The 13578-nt window shown below is 69.4% G+C and carries 15 protein-coding genes; 11 read left to right on the forward strand and 4 right to left on the reverse strand.

Features of this window, described 5'->3' with window-relative positions:
- Positions 1-137 precede the first annotated feature (137 nt).
- The gene (locus tag ACYVLQ_RS05930) at positions 138-773 is read right to left on the reverse strand and encodes a TetR/AcrR family transcriptional regulator (RefSeq protein WP_460696344.1); all 636 of its coding nucleotides are present in this window, start codon (positions 771-773) and stop codon (positions 138-140) included.
- Between the two features lie 214 nt (positions 774-987).
- Here ACYVLQ_RS05930 and ACYVLQ_RS05935 point away from each other — a divergent pair, with 214 nt between their 5' ends.
- The 4 genes from ACYVLQ_RS05935 to ACYVLQ_RS05950 all read left to right on the forward strand — a co-directional run bounded on the left by ACYVLQ_RS05935 (position 988) and on the right by ACYVLQ_RS05950 (position 3229).
- A complete protein-coding gene (locus ACYVLQ_RS05935) occupies positions 988-1638 on the forward strand; it encodes a 2-oxoglutarate/malate transporter (RefSeq protein ID WP_460696345.1) in 651 nt (216 codons plus the stop codon).
- A gap of 194 nt (positions 1639-1832) precedes the next feature.
- Positions 1833-2012, forward strand: coding sequence for a hypothetical protein (locus ACYVLQ_RS05940; protein ID WP_460696346.1), 180 nt, complete (start codon positions 1833-1835; stop codon positions 2010-2012).
- A 6-nt stretch (positions 2013-2018) separates the two neighbouring features.
- Complete coding sequence (locus tag ACYVLQ_RS05945) at positions 2019-2828, forward strand: isoprenyl transferase (RefSeq protein ID WP_460696347.1); 810 nt, start codon at positions 2019-2021, stop codon at positions 2826-2828.
- Positions 2825-3229 (forward strand): hypothetical protein, encoded by a 405-nt coding sequence (locus ACYVLQ_RS05950; protein ID WP_460696348.1) that lies wholly within the window; start codon positions 2825-2827, stop codon positions 3227-3229. Before ACYVLQ_RS05945 ends, ACYVLQ_RS05950 begins: the two co-directional genes overlap by 4 nt.
- A gap of 204 nt (positions 3230-3433) precedes the next feature.
- Here ACYVLQ_RS05950 and ACYVLQ_RS05955 read toward each other — a convergent pair whose 3' ends face one another.
- Entirely contained in the window at positions 3434-4039 is a 606-nt protein-coding gene (locus tag ACYVLQ_RS05955; protein WP_460696349.1) for a TetR/AcrR family transcriptional regulator, read from the reverse strand.
- 103 nt (positions 4040-4142) lie between these two features.
- Between ACYVLQ_RS05955 and ACYVLQ_RS05960 the strand changes: the two genes are divergently transcribed.
- Positions 4143-5102, forward strand: a complete 960-nt coding sequence (locus ACYVLQ_RS05960; protein WP_460696350.1) for an ABC transporter permease — start codon at positions 4143-4145, stop codon at positions 5100-5102.
- A 234-nt stretch (positions 5103-5336) separates the two neighbouring features.
- On the opposite strand, the gene ACYVLQ_RS05965 is transcribed toward ACYVLQ_RS05960, so the two are convergent.
- Positions 5337-5780: a Fur family transcriptional regulator gene (locus ACYVLQ_RS05965; RefSeq protein WP_460696351.1), complete on the reverse strand. Its 444-nt coding sequence runs from the start codon at positions 5778-5780 to the stop codon at positions 5337-5339.
- A gap of 3 nt (positions 5781-5783) precedes the next feature.
- Positions 5784-6179, reverse strand: coding sequence for an ArsR/SmtB family transcription factor (locus tag ACYVLQ_RS05970; RefSeq protein ID WP_246010802.1), 396 nt, complete (start codon positions 6177-6179; stop codon positions 5784-5786).
- 152 nt (positions 6180-6331) lie between these two features.
- Between ACYVLQ_RS05970 and ACYVLQ_RS05975 the strand changes: the two genes are divergently transcribed.
- The 6 genes from ACYVLQ_RS05975 to dnaG all read left to right on the forward strand — a co-directional run bounded on the left by ACYVLQ_RS05975 (position 6332) and on the right by dnaG (position 13570).
- On the forward strand, positions 6332-7723 hold the full coding sequence (locus ACYVLQ_RS05975; RefSeq protein WP_460696352.1) for a glycine--tRNA ligase: 1392 nt from the start codon (positions 6332-6334) through the stop codon (positions 7721-7723).
- 15 nt (positions 7724-7738) lie between these two features.
- A complete protein-coding gene (locus tag ACYVLQ_RS05980) occupies positions 7739-8659 on the forward strand; it encodes an NADP-dependent oxidoreductase (protein WP_460696353.1) in 921 nt (306 codons plus the stop codon).
- Between the two features lie 237 nt (positions 8660-8896).
- Positions 8897-9571, forward strand: coding sequence for an MBL fold metallo-hydrolase (locus ACYVLQ_RS05985; RefSeq protein WP_460696432.1), 675 nt, complete (start codon positions 8897-8899; stop codon positions 9569-9571).
- A gap of 68 nt (positions 9572-9639) precedes the next feature.
- A complete protein-coding gene (locus ACYVLQ_RS05990) occupies positions 9640-10338 on the forward strand; it encodes a YdcF family protein (protein WP_460696354.1) in 699 nt (232 codons plus the stop codon).
- Positions 10339-10363: 25 nt separating this feature from the next.
- Positions 10364-11623 carry a deoxyguanosinetriphosphate triphosphohydrolase gene (locus tag ACYVLQ_RS05995; RefSeq protein ID WP_460696355.1) on the forward strand — a complete coding sequence of 420 codons (1260 nt, stop codon included), beginning with the start codon at positions 10364-10366 and terminating at the stop codon, positions 11621-11623.
- A gap of 60 nt (positions 11624-11683) precedes the next feature.
- Positions 11684-13570: a DNA primase gene (gene dnaG / locus ACYVLQ_RS06000; protein WP_460696356.1), complete on the forward strand. Its 1887-nt coding sequence runs from the start codon at positions 11684-11686 to the stop codon at positions 13568-13570.
- Positions 13571-13578 lie beyond the last annotated feature (8 nt).

A 13578-nucleotide genomic window follows, 5' to 3' on the forward strand; every position in this document is an offset into this window, starting at 1 on the left:
GCTCTCTGGAACCACGTCGGGACAACGGGGAACCGTGATCGGTGTCGCCGCAGAGACGCGTCGACACAGCCTCCGATCGACCAATCCTCGGCACTCGCGTATCTTGCAATTACACAACGGATCTCAGGCGCGGAGCACTAGGTGGGGTCGTTCAGGAGTTCGCGGGTGAGGATGTCGCTCCACCAGAGTTCGACCCGGTCCGGGGACCAGCCGCGTTCGACGGTGAGGGTCGTGTAGACGTCGATGTTGCACAGGGCGGCGAAAATGTCTACGGCCGTGGGGATGTCGAGGCTCGGGCGGAGGGTGCCCGCGGGCCATGACTCGAAGACCTGGACGCGGGTTTCGTCGGCGAGGCGGCGGCCGCGGCGGTAGGTGTCGGACAGGTCGGGCTCGGTGCGGCCCGCCTCGCGGATCAGGCCGATCAGGTCTCCGGAGTGTTCGAAGAGGCGGCGGTCGTATCCGGCCATCGCGGCGAGCTGGCGGCGGGGGTCGGTGGCGCCCTCCAGTTCGGTGAGCATCCGCGACATGTCGGCGGTCAGGTCGGCCGCCTCCACCAGCGCCCAGACCAGGCCGGTCTTGTTGGTGTAGGCGGCGTAGACGGTCGGGACCGAGACCCCGGCCTCGCGGGCCACGTCGCGCACCGTGGTCGCCGCCCAGCCCTGGATGACGAACAGGCGGCGTGCGGCCCCGGCGATGTCGGCGCGGGTGCGATGGGCCTGCGCCTGCCTGCGGAGCGAGTCGTAGCGCCGCCGTTCCGGTTGTGCCTCCACCATTGCCCTCCAGGTTTCCTGTCTATATATTCAATATAAGTCTAGTAAAGCCAATATTGGAAGCTTGTTCGCCGTCTCTACCGGGTCGTCGTCCCGCCACCGTCGGACGACGACCGAATCCGCATGCCGAATGACTGTGCCCTTCAATCTGTCTCGAGCGGTGCGGGTGGCATTCATCCGAGGAGGGTGGGAGGCGGACTCTGAAAGGGGTGCTCGCGTGACTATCACGGATCTGGCGGGATTGGGCGGTATCGGGTTCGTCGTGTTGGCGATCGTCGTCAACGTCTTCTATGTGCGCGGACGGCTGCCCATGCCGATGTCGGGGCGGAGTCTGGACGAGGTCGTGGAATCGTTCGCCGCCGTGGGGGATGCGTTGAAGCGGCCGTCTGTGCTCGCGCCGCTCACGTGGGTGTGCACGACGGTGTTCGCGGCGGGACTGCTGGCGCAGCTGTGGCGCGGCGGAACGGGCGTCGGCGCGTGGGCGCTGGTGGGTTTCGCGGGGGTGCTCATGCAGAATGTCACCTTCGCCTGCGTCGAGGCGCTGCGGTTCGCCATGGCCGCGGCCGCGCGACACGACCGCGGCTCCACGGTGGCGCTGTGGGCGCTGAGCAACGTGCTGTTCGGATTCAACCAGCTGTTCCTGGCCGTGGCGCTGCTCGGCTTCTCTGTCGCCGGGGACGGTTCCGGATTCATTCCCGGCTGGCACGCGTGGCTCGGATATGTCAGTGCCGCACTGCTTTTCGTATCCTCGTCGGCCAGCCCCTACAACGTGGACGGGACCAACCGGATCGCGGCGGTGGGCTTGGTCGGCTGGCTCGGCTGGGCCGCCTGGATCGTTGCCTACGCTGTTGAGCTGCTGGGTGTGTGATCGGCCGCTGGCAATGCGATGTGCCGATGTGCCGTGCACGGCGCAGACGCGGCGCCCGCGCGCAAATTCGACTGTTCGGCCACGGGCCCTGCACTACGCTCGCTCCATGCGGCATCGTGTGGTTCGACGCGCACGGCGATGTGCAGACGGCGGAGACCTCGGCGTTCGGGTAGCTCGGCGGGTTTCCGCTGCGGATGCCGGTGGGGTACGGGCGGCAGCTGATGGCCGACCGCATCGGGCTGCGCACCGTCCCCGAGGAGCGGGCGGTCCTGCTCGACGGCCGCGACCTCGACCCGCCCGAGGTGGAGTATCTGCGCACCGCGGGCACGAACCGTGCTGGACCGTGGTCGTGGACCGGTACCCGGACCCGGTGATGCAGGATGGAACCCGTGATCGGTAACCGCACCCAACCCGCAGCACAGCCCGGCCGCACGATTCGCCCGCCGTCGCCGCATCCGTCGGGCGCCAAGGCGCCGAACCTGCCGGCCCAGTTCGTGCCCAAACATGTGGCGCTGGTGATGGACGGCAACGGGCGCTGGGCGCAGGATCGCGGCCTGCCCCGCACCGCCGGGCACGAGCGCGGCGAGGCGGTGCTGATGGACACCGTCGAGGGCTGCATCGAGATCGGCGTGAAATGGCTGTCGGCGTACGCCTTTTCGACCGAGAACTGGCGCCGCAGTCCCGACGAGGTGCGCTTCCTCATGGGCTTCAACCGCGACGTGATCCGCCGCCGCCGGGACGAGATGCACGAGATGGGCGTGCGTGTGCGCTGGGCGGGACGGCGACCGCGGTTGTGGCGCAGCGTGATCAAGGAACTCGAGATCGCCGAGGAACTCACCAGGGACAACACGGTGATGAACCTCACCATGTGCGTCAACTACGGCGGTCGCTCCGAAATCGCCGACGCCGCAAGGGAAATCGCGCGCCGGGTGGCCGCGGGGGAGCTGGACCCGGAGAAGGTCGACGAGACGACCTTCGCCAAGTACCTCGACGAGCCGGACATGCCCGATGTGGATCTGTTCCTGCGCCCGTCCGGCGAGCTGCGCAGCTCGAACTTCCTGATCTGGCAGTCGGCCTACGCCGAGTTCGTCTATCAGCACACCCTGTTCCCGGATTTCGACCGCCGCAACCTGTGGGAGGCCTGCGTGGAGTACGCCAAGCGCGACCGTCGCTTCGGCGGGGTGAAATGACCGAGCTGACCACGGCGCAGGAGCTGCAGGTGCGCGCCGGCGCCTGCCTGGCCCAGTACGACATACCCGTGCGGATCGAGGACGGCGGTTTCGGCTTCGAATACGAGGGCGCGCTGTGCTCGCTGCGCGGGGTGAACCTGTCGCCGGGCCTGGACGTGCTCACCCTCACCTGCGTGCTGGCGTGGGATCGTCCGCTCAAGCCGCAGCTGCACAAGCGGGTCGCCGACCGCAACAGCGCCCTGCAGTTCGGCTCGATCACGATCTTCAGCCACGAGAAGCTGGCCGACGTCATCCTCCGCTACACCTTCCCGGCTGCCGGACTCGACGACGAGGCGCTGACGACAATGCTGCTCCTGGTGCTCTCGGGTGCGGGACGTGCGCGACAGGGGCTGGTGCCCTGAGGATTCCGGCCGAAAGCATGCCGGAAAGTAGGGAGGCGCAGGCCCGCGTGGCGGAAATGGGGAGGAGCGCGCGCCCGCGTAGCGGAAATGGGAGGAGCGCAGGTCCGCGTGGCGGAAAGAGGAGGGCGCAGGTCCGCGTGGGCGGAAATGGAGGAGGGGCGCAGGTCCGCATGGCGGAGCGACGAGGGCGGGACCGACAGCGGTCTATTCGCCCCGGCGGAAGTCCGGCAGTAGCAACTCGACGCCGCGGGCGATCGAATCGGACGTGATGTCGCCGAGGATCAGGTGCTGGAGGACGAATCCCGGCAGCACTCCGAGGAGGACCTGCGCGACGGCGTGGGTGTCGGCGTCGGCGGGTAGCCAACCGGCCTCGACCATGCGTTCGGCGTATTCGCGCCAGCGCTCGCGCAGCATGCCCATGGCGGTGCGGACGTATCCGTTGACGGTCTCATCGGTGAGGGCCAGTGCCCAGGCGTGCGGCGCCAGCCGGACGCGGCCACCAGCGGCGCTCAGTCGTGCGATCTCCGCGGTGAGCGCCATGACTACCTCCGCGGGCTCCGGCAGCGGGTCGGCGTGGATGATGCCCTTCATGACCCCGCGCAGCAGCGCCGTGGAATCGGCGGCCAGGGCCGCGATCAGTTCGTCCTTGCTCTTGAAATACCGGTAGACGGCACCGGCCGACAGTCCCGACTCGGCGAAGACGTCCTGCATCGACGTCGCGTGGAACCCCTTGCGGGCGAAACACTGCTGCGCGGCGTCGAGGATCTGCTGGCGACGGCGTTCGAGGTGTTCCTCGCTGACTCGGGGCATGTTCCAAAAGTAAAACGAATATCCGTTCTTGACAACGTGGTTCCGCCGATGCGACCGTGGGGGCATCAAAAAGAACGACCCTCCGATTTTTTGGGAGCATGTCATGAACGCCACGTCGCGCGCCGTCGCGGTGGGCCTCGCCGCCGCGTTGATCCAAGCCGTCATGCTGATCGCCTTCGCTTGGCCTGCGGCGAATCTGAAGCCGCACGATCTACCGCTCGTGGTGGCCGGTCCGCAGGCGCCGATGGTCGCGGGCAAATTGGCCGAGCACGATCGCGAGGCCTTCGCGATCACCACCGTCGCCGACGAGGCGGCCGCCCGCACGGCCATCGATGACCGCGACGCCTACGGCGCGATCGTCACCGGTGGCGGAGCGCCGCGGGTGCTGGTCGCCTCGGGCGCGAGTCCCGTTGTGGCACAACAGCTCACGGCGATCGCACAGCAGCTCTCGGGCGTTGCCGCGGCGCCGGTGCAGGACGTCGTCCCCGCCGATCCGGACGATCCGCGCGGTACCGGCTTCGGTGCCATGGTGCTGCCGCTGGTGATGGCCGGTCTCGGGGCCGGTGTGCTGCTGAGCCTGCTGGTGCGGACGGCGGGTGCGCGGCTGGTCGGATTGGTCACCTTCGGCATCGCGGCCGGACTGCTGAGCATGGCGGTCGCGCAGGGCTGGTTCCAGTTGCTGCCGGGCTCCTACCTCACCCTGTCCGTCATCGCGGGATTGGTGTCCTTTGCGGTCGCGGGTGCGGTCGCCGGGCTGTTCAGCGTCATGGGGGAGGCGGGTATCGGCCTCGGCGCGCTGGTCATGCTGCTGATCGGCAACCCGTTCTCCGCCGCCACCTCGGCGCCAGAGATGCTGCCGCAGCCGTGGGGCGAGATCGGCCAGCTGCTGCCGCCGGGCGCCGCCGCGACCCTGCTCCGCTCGGTCGCCTTCTTCGATGGCGCGGGGGCCATGGCCCCGCTGCTGGTGTTGCTGTGCTGGGCGGGCGGTGCGTTGCTCCTGCTGGGAATCGGGGCCCTGCGTCCTCGCCGCACCGCACCGGAGCCCCAGCCGGTAGCCGCCTGATCTCGCACGAGTCCACGACCCGCCGTCCGGGCGCCAGGGCGCCAGGGCGCCCGGACGGCGGGTCGACGGTGTGAGCCGGCCGGGTCGACGGTGTGAGCCGGCCGGGTCGACGGTGTGAGCCGGGCGGGTCGACGGTGTGAGCCGGCCGGGTCGACGGTGTGAGCCGGGCGGGTCGACGGTGTGAGCCGGGCGGGTAGACGATATGGACGGTGTGAGCCGGGCAAGTGCGTGAGGTCAGGCGTGGGCCGTGTGGCCGTCGCGGACGGCGGCGCACGCGCGGCAGGTGCCGAAGACTTCCATGGTGTGGCTGATGTCGGTGAATCCGTGCGCTCCGGCGACGGATTCGGCCCAGGCCTCGACGGTCGGGCCCTCCACCTCCACGGTGCGGCCGCAGTGGCGGCAGACCAGATGGTGGTGGTGGCCCTTGGAGCACTGCCGGTAGACCGACTCGCCGGTGTCGGTGCGCAGCACGTCTACCTTGCCTGCCTCGGCCAGCGACTGCAGGGTGCGGTAGACGGTGGTCAGGCCGATACCCTCGCCGCGGCGGCGCAGCTCGTCGTGCAGCTCCTGGGCGGAGCGGAACTCTTCGATATCACCGAGCAGCGCGGCGATCGCGCTGCGCTGGCGGGTACTGCGAATCCCGACAGTCTTCTCGGCTGTGCCCGTATGGTCCGGCACGAATCACCCTTCCTCGGCATGTGCGACGGCGTCGACGACGATACGCGCCAGGTGGTCGTCGACGAGTTCGTAGATCACCTCGCGCCCGGTGCGCTCCCCGCGCACCACGCCCGCCGACTTCAGGATGCGCAGGTGCTGGCTCACCAGCGGCTGCGTCACGCCCAGGGTATCGACCAACTCGTGCACGCAGCGCGGAGACTCGCGGAGCTGCAGTACGATCGCGATGCGCACCGGGGCCGCCAGCGCGCGCAGCAGCTCGCCCGCGTTGTCCAGGATGCCTCGCGGCGGCACCTCGGGAGCGCTGGGAGCCCGGTACGGATACGGGTCGTGCGGGATCGGGGTGGGTGCCTCCACGGCGACGCGGCTACGCCGCGCGGGGACACCACTGTCGGCGGTCATCGAACCAACTCCTTATTGGAAACCGATGCCATTATTGGTATGCACACGTGCGCATGTCAATCTTGGCACGCGGACTGCTTCGACCGGACCCGGGCGGCCCCGATACCCTGGACCGAATCGCTAACACCCATCCCAGAGGGAGAGCTTCAGTCGTGGCACCCAAGTCGAAGGTCGACACCGTCGCCAATCTCGCCAAGCGCCGGGGTCTCGTGTTCCCCAGTGGTGAGATCTACGGAGGCACCCGGTCGGCGTGGGACTACGGCCCGCTGGGCGTGGAGCTGAAGGAGAACATCAAGCGGCAGTGGTGGCGGTCCATGGTGACCGGTCGCGACGACGTGGTCGGCCTGGACTCGTCGATCATCCTGCCGCGCCAGGTGTGGGTGGCCTCGGGCCACGTCAACGTGTTCAACGATCCGCTGGTCGAATGCCTCAACTGCCACCACCGGCACCGGCAGGACCACCTGCAGGAGGCGTACGCGGAGAAGAACAAGATCGAGGATCCGGATACGGTCCCGATGGCCTCGGTCGCCTGCCCGGACTGCGGCACCGTCGGCCAGTGGACCGAGCCGCGCGATTTCAACATGATGCTCAAGACCTACCTCGGCCCGATCGAGTCCGAGGAGGGCCTGCACTACCTGCGCCCGGAGACCGCGCAGGGCATCTTCGTCAACTTCTCCAACGTGATGACCACGGCACGCAAGAAGCCGCCGTTCGGCATCGCGCAGATCGGCAAGAGCTTCCGCAACGAGATCACGCCGGGCAACTTCATCTTCCGCACCCGCGAGTTCGAGCAGATGGAGATGGAGTTCTTCGTCGAGCCGGGTGAGGACGAGCAGTGGCACCAGTACTGGATCGACACCCGCCTGGCCTGGTACACCGACCTCGGCATAGATCCGGAGAACCTGCGGCTCTACGAGCACCCCAAGGAGAAACTGTCGCACTACTCGACCCGCACGGTGGACATCGAGTACCGCTTCCACTTCCAGGGCAGCGAGTGGGGTGAACTGGAGGGCGTCGCCAACCGCACCGACTTCGACCTGAAGACGCATTCGGAGCATTCGGGCCAGGAACTGAACTACTTCGACCAGGCCACGGGCGAGCGCTACATCCCGTACGTGATCGAGCCCGCCGCCGGTCTGACCCGCTCGCTGATGGCCTTCCTCATCGACGCCTACAACGAGGACGAGGCGCCGAATGCCAAGGGCGTCATGGAAAAGCGCACGGTGCTGCGGTTGGACCGGCGACTGGCGCCGGTGAAGGCGGCCGTACTTCCGTTGTCGCGCAACGCCGATCTGTCGCCGAAGGCGCGCGATCTCGCCGCGCGGCTGCGCAAGAACTGGAACGTGCAGTTCGACGACGCGCAGGCGATCGGCAAGCGCTACCGCCGCCAGGACGAGATCGGCACCCCGTTCTGCATCACCGTCGACTTCGACACCCTCGAGGATCAGGCGGTGACGGTGCGCGAGCGGGACTCGATGGCGCAGGAGCGGATCGCGCTGGATCAGGTCGAGGGCTACCTGGCGCAGCGGCTGCTCGGGGCATAGTCGGAAGGTGTAGCCATGGCGCAGGCGGTCAGGTTCGATCGGTACGGCGATGTCGATGTGCTGAACGTGGTGGAGGTCCCCGATCCGGCGCCCGGGCCGGGGGAGGTGGTCGTCGCGGTGGTCGCGACCGCCGTCAATCCGGGCGAGGGCAAGATCCGCAGCGGCGCGCTGCACGAGATCTTCCCGGCGACGTTCCCGTCCGGCCAGGGCAGCGATTTCGCGGGCCGCATCGCCGCCGTGGGGAAGGGCGTGAGCGGGATCGCGGTCGGTGCCGAGGTGGTCGGCTTCACCAACGGTCGCGCGGCCCATGCCACGCACGTCGTGGTCCCCGCCGAACAGGTGGCGCCCAAGCCGTCCGGGCTGTCCTGGGATGTCGCGGGTTCGCTGTTCGTGGCCGGGACGACGGCGTTCGCGGCGGTGCGCGCCGTGGAGGCCCGAGAGGGCGATACAGTCGTGGTGTCGGCGGCCGCCGGGGGAGTGGGTTCGGTTGCGGTGCAACTCCTTCGGGCGCGCGGCGCGACGGTGATCGGGATCGCGGGCGCCGACAACCACGAGTGGCTGCGGTCGCTGGGGGTGGTCCCGGTGTCCTACGGGGAGCGGCTCGCCGAGCGCGTCCGGGCGGTCGCGCCCGACGGCGTCGACGCCTTCATCGACCTCTACGGCTCCGGATACGTCGACCTGGCGATCGAGCTGGGCGTGCGTCCCGACCGCATCGACACGGTGGTCGACTTCCCGGCCGTGGCGAAGTACGGGGTCAAGGCCGAGGGCAGTGCCGCCGCCGACACCATCGACGTGGTCGCCGAGCTGGCGGGCCTCGCGGCCGCGGGCACCCTCGACATCCCCATTGCCGCCGCCTACCCCCTCGCCCAGGTCCGTGAGGCCTATCGCGAGCTCGAACGGGGTCACGTCCGCGGCAAGATCGTCCTGCACCCCTGAGATCCCGGCCGCCGCGAATCCAAAGTTGGTGCCGCGCGGGAAGATCCGACCGGAAGGACCTCGACGCCGCGCTCGGCGGCGTGTTGCGCCAGGGCTCCGGCGACGCCGCCAGATCGCGCTGCGCGTCGACGATGTGGACGAATACCTCGCTGAACTCGAGACCCGCGGCGCCATCGTGGGCGACCAGGTGCGCGGCCCCGGGACGGGTCGGCGCCGCGCGCTACGATCGGGCAGGTGATCGCGATCGAAACCCCTTACACAGGCCATGTCTCGCAGGGCTCGGCCCCGCAGCAGCGTGAGGTGCCGGGTGCGCGCATCGTGAAGATGTCGGTCGGCCCGATGGACAACAACTGCTATCTGGTGCAGGACACCGCTACCGGCGCGGCGCTGCTGATCGACGCGGCCAACGAGGCGGACCGGATCCTCGAACTGCTCGGTCAGGAGGCGCCGGGGCAGGTGCGGCTGATCGTCACCACGCATCAGCATTTCGACCACTGGCACGCGCTGGCCGAGGTGGCCGCCCAGACCGGCATCCCGACCGCCGCCCACGAACTGGACTCCATCCCGCTCCCGATCCGGCCGGAGCGGTTGCTGGCCGACGGTGATACGGTGCAGATCGGTGATCTCGCGCTCGCGGTGATCCACCTGCGCGGCCACACGCCCGGCTCGGTGGCGCTGGCACTCACCGACGGCGCCGGGCGCACCCACCTGTTCACGGGCGACTCGCTGTTCCCGGGAGGTGTGGGCAAGACCCGGTCGCCGGAGGATTTCGACTCGCTGTACAGCGATGTCACCGGCAAACTGTTCGATCGCTACGGCGACGACACGGCCGTCTACCCCGGCCACGGCGACGACACCACCCTCGGCGCCGAACGCCCGCAACTGGCCGAGTGGCGTCGCCGCAGTTGGTGAGAAGACGCCGGATGCCGTGGCGGTCACTCCGCAACCTCGGCGTGACCGAGCGCTGGCAGACTCGGGGGATGCCATCGGCCGCCACCCGCCCAGCACCCCCGCGTCCCACCACCCCCGCGTCGCCCTCGCGCCGGGGCGGATCCGGCGCGCTGCGGTGGGCGCGTCGGCTGATTCTGGGCACCGTGCTGATGGCGATCGTGCTGGTCGGCGGCACCGCCGTGCGGGTGTGGCAGGTCGCGCGCATCGATGACTATTCGAGCGCGGACGCCATCGTGGTGCTGGGCGCCGCGCAGTACAACGGCACACCGTCGTCGGTGTTCCAGGCCCGGCTCGAGCAGGCGCACAAGCTGTTCGAACGCGGCGTGGCGCCGATGGTGATAACGGTCGGCGGCAAACGCGTGGGCGACAACTACACCGAGGCCGCCGCGGGCAAGACCTATCTGGAGGACCACGGCGTGCCGGGCGAGCAGATCCTGGCAGTGGAGTCCGGATCGGACACGCTGCAGAGCGTCGAGGCCGTCGCGGACGCGATGCACGAGCGCGACCTATCGTCAGAGGTGCTGGTCAGCGATCCGTGGCATTCGCTGCGCACCCGCACCATGACCCGCGACCAGGACCTGGAGGCGTGGACCGCGCCGACCCGCACCGGCCCGGCCGTCTACACCCGCGAATCGCAGCTGCACGGCATCGCCCGCGAGACCGCGGCGCTGCTGTGGTACCACCTCACCCACTTCTCCGCCGACTTCAAATACACTGCGGAACAGTGAGTTTCGTGCCTGCGGAGGATGAACGATGAACGTCGCCGAGGAGGCTTACACCGATCCGGACCGGGAGCGGATGGTGCCGGAGGCGACCTCCACGGCCGGACTGCGCTGGTCTGCGGCGCCCGCCCGCCGCACCGACTTCGCCCGCGACCGGGCCCGCGTCCTGCACTCGGCCGCGCTGCGTCGACTCGCCGACAAGACCCAGGTCATGGGCCCGCGCGACGGCGATACCCCGCGCACCCGGCTTACCCACTCGCTGGAGGTGGCCCAGATCGGCCGCAGCATCGCCGAGGGCCTCGGCTGCGATCCGGATCTGGTGGACCTGGCCGGGCTGGCCCACGACATCGGTCATCCGCCCTACGGCCACAACGGCGAACGCGCGCTCGACCAGTTCGCCGACGCGCACGGCGGATTCGAGGGCAATGCCCAGAACCTGCGCATTCTCACCCGGTTGGAGCCGAAGGTGTTCGACGACGCGGGGGAGAGCTTCGGCCTGAACCTCACCCGGGCCGCGCTGGACGCGACGGTCAAATACCCCTGGGGCAGAACGGCTTCGAACTCGAAGTTCGGCGCGTACGAGGCGGACCTGCCGCGCCTGGACTGGGTGCGCAAGGGCGCCCCGGAGCGGCGGCAGTGCCTGGAGTCGCAGGTCATGGACTGGTCCGACGATGTCGCCTACTCGGTCCACGATGTCGAGGACGGTGTGATCGCGGGCCGCATCGATCTGCGCGCCCTCGCCGATCCGGCGGAGCAGGCGGCCCTGGCCGAGCTGGGCCGGGCGCAGCACCGCACGCTGACCCTCGACGAGCTGATCGGCGCGGCCGAACGCCTGTCGGAGCTTCCGGTAATCGCGGCGGCGGCGGAATACGACGGCACCCTGCGCGCCTCGGTGGAGCTGAAGCGGCTGACCAGCGACCTGGTCGGGCGGTTCGCGACCGCCGCGGTGGAGGCGACCCGGGAGGCGTGGGGCGGGCGGCGGCTGTCGCGCTACGCCGCCGACCTGGAGGTGCCGCCCATCGTCGCCGCCGAGGTGGCGATGTTGAAGACGGTGGCGCTGCGGTATGTGATGTCGGATCCGGAGCACAACAAGCGCCAGGCCGCTCAGCGCGAACGCATCCTGCTGGTCGCCGGGCACCTGCTGGCGTCCGCCCCGGGCAGCCTCGATGCGCTGCTGCTGCCTTGGTGGGAGGAGGCCGACGACGACACCGCCCGCGTCCGGGTGGTCGTCGACCAGATCGCCTCGTACACCGAGAGCCGCTTGGAACGGGTCGCGGCGGCCATCGTCTGAGTAGCTGGCGGCCCCGTCCGGGTCGGAGACACGCCGAGCGCGCGGCTACACTCGGTGATCGTGGCCGGACGACTCCCTGATCGCGACATCGCGGCAATTCGTGAACGCGTGCGCATCGAGGACATCGTCGGCGAGTACGTCTCGCTCAAGCGTGCCGGTGCGGATTCGATGAAGGGACTGTGCCCGTTCCACGACGAGAAGTCGCCGTCGTTCCACGTGCGCCCCAACCACAATCACTTCCACTGCTTCGGCTGCGGCGAGAGCGGCGACGTCTTCGCGTTCCTGCAGAAGATCGACCACGTGGGGTTCGTCGAGGCCGTCGAGCAGATGGCCGACCGGATCGGATACCAGATCAACTACGAGGGCGGCGGCACCTCGGTGCAGCGCGACCGCGGCACCCGCTCGCGCCTGGTCGCCGCCAACGCCGCCGCGCACGAGTTCTACGCCGCGCAGCTCGACGAGCCCGGCGCCGAGGCCGCCCGCAAGTACCTGACCGACCGCAACTTCGACGGCAACGCCGCGCGGCAGTTCGGCTGTGGTTTCGCGCCCGCCGGGTGGGACAGCCTCACGAAACATCTGCTGCGCAAGGGATTCGACGTCAAGGAGTTGGAGGCGGCGGGGCTCGCGAAGCCGGGCCGCCACGGCCCGATCGACCGGTTCCATCGGCGGCTGCTGTGGCCGATCCGCAACCTGGGCGGCGACATCATCGGCTTCGGCGCGCGGCGACTGTTCGACGACGACCAGATGACGGCGAAGTACATCAACACGCCGGAAACGATGCTGTACAAGAAGTCTCAGGTGCTGTTCGGCCTGGACCTGGCCAAGCGGGAGATCGCCAAGAGTCATCAGGCGGTGGTGGTCGAGGGCTACACCGACGTGATGGCGATGCACCTGGCGGGCGTGAAGACCGCCGTCGCCTCCTGCGGCACCGCCTTCGGCGACGAACATCTGTCGGTGCTGCGCCGGCTGCTGATGGACGACAACTTCTGGCGCGGCGAGATCATCTACACCTTCGACGGTGACGAGGCCGGTCAGGCGGCGGCGCTCAAGGCGTTCTCCGGGGATCAGAAGTTGGCCGGGCAGACCTATATCGCCGTCGCCCCCGACGGTCAGGACCCGTGCGAGCTGCGGCAGCGCTCCGGCGACGGCTCGGTCCGCGACCTGGTGGCGCGGCGAGTTCCGTTGTACGAGTTCGTGATTCGCGGCCTGCTCGCCGACCACAACCTGGACGCCCCGGAGGGCCAGGTGGAGGCGCTGCGCCGGGCGGTGCCGGTGGTGGCGCAGATCAAGGACAACGCGCTGCGCAAGGCGTATGCGACCAAGCTGGCCGGGTGGGTCGGCTGGGACGATATCCAGTTGGTGGTGCGCCGGGTGGGGGACGCCGCGCGCCGCGGTCCCCGCAAGAACGGCGTCCCGGGACGCGAATCCGCGCCCGCCGCAACGGTTTCCGAGAATGCTGCGGCGCGCCCCAATCCGAACGATCCGGTGCTGCTGCCGCAGCGGCAGGTGCTGGCGGCCGCGCTGCAGTATCCGGCGCTCGCCGGGCCGATGTTCGATGCGTTGGAGCCGGAGGCGTTCACGCACCCTGCCTATATCGCCGTGCGGGCCGCGATCGCGGAGGCGGGTGGCACCGCGGCCGGGCTGGGCGGCTCGGAGTGGGTGACCCGGGTCGCCGACCATACCGACGATCTGACGCTGCGCGCCCTGGTGTCGGAGCTGTCCGCCGAGCCGCTCCCGGTGAAGTCGGTCGACGACATCCAGCGTTTCGTCACCGGTGTGCTGGCCCGCACCCAGGAATCCTGGGTGGGTCGCCAGATCGCCGAGCTGAAATCCAAGCTCCAGCGCGTCTCCTCCACCGAGCAGCCCGACGCCTACATGGCGCTCTTCGGCGACCTCGTGGCCCTCGAGCAGTACCGCAAGAGCCTGCTCACCCAAGCTATGAGCTAGGACGCCCG

Source organism: Nocardia thraciensis (genome assembly GCF_054782435.1).

Coding starts and splice junctions, on each gene's coding strand:
- ACYVLQ_RS05930 (WP_460696344.1), bottom strand. CDS start 773: ATGGTGGAGGCACAACCGGAACGGCGGCGCTACGACTCGCTCCGCAGG.
- ACYVLQ_RS05940 (WP_460696346.1), top strand. CDS start 1,833: ATGCCGGTGGGGTACGGGCGGCAGCTGATGGCCGACCGCATCGGGCTG.
- ACYVLQ_RS05945 (WP_460696347.1), top strand. CDS start 2,019: ATGGAACCCGTGATCGGTAACCGCACCCAACCCGCAGCACAGCCCGGC.
- ACYVLQ_RS05950 (WP_460696348.1), top strand. CDS start 2,825: ATGACCGAGCTGACCACGGCGCAGGAGCTGCAGGTGCGCGCCGGCGCC.
- ACYVLQ_RS05955 (WP_460696349.1), bottom strand. CDS start 4,039: ATGCCCCGAGTCAGCGAGGAACACCTCGAACGCCGTCGCCAGCAGATC.
- ACYVLQ_RS05960 (WP_460696350.1), top strand. CDS start 4,143: ATGAACGCCACGTCGCGCGCCGTCGCGGTGGGCCTCGCCGCCGCGTTG.
- ACYVLQ_RS05970 (WP_246010802.1), bottom strand. CDS start 6,179: ATGACCGCCGACAGTGGTGTCCCCGCGCGGCGTAGCCGCGTCGCCGTG.
- ACYVLQ_RS05980 (WP_460696353.1), top strand. CDS start 7,739: ATGGCGCAGGCGGTCAGGTTCGATCGGTACGGCGATGTCGATGTGCTG.
- ACYVLQ_RS05990 (WP_460696354.1), top strand. CDS start 9,640: ATGCCATCGGCCGCCACCCGCCCAGCACCCCCGCGTCCCACCACCCCC.
- ACYVLQ_RS05995 (WP_460696355.1), top strand. CDS start 10,364: ATGAACGTCGCCGAGGAGGCTTACACCGATCCGGACCGGGAGCGGATG.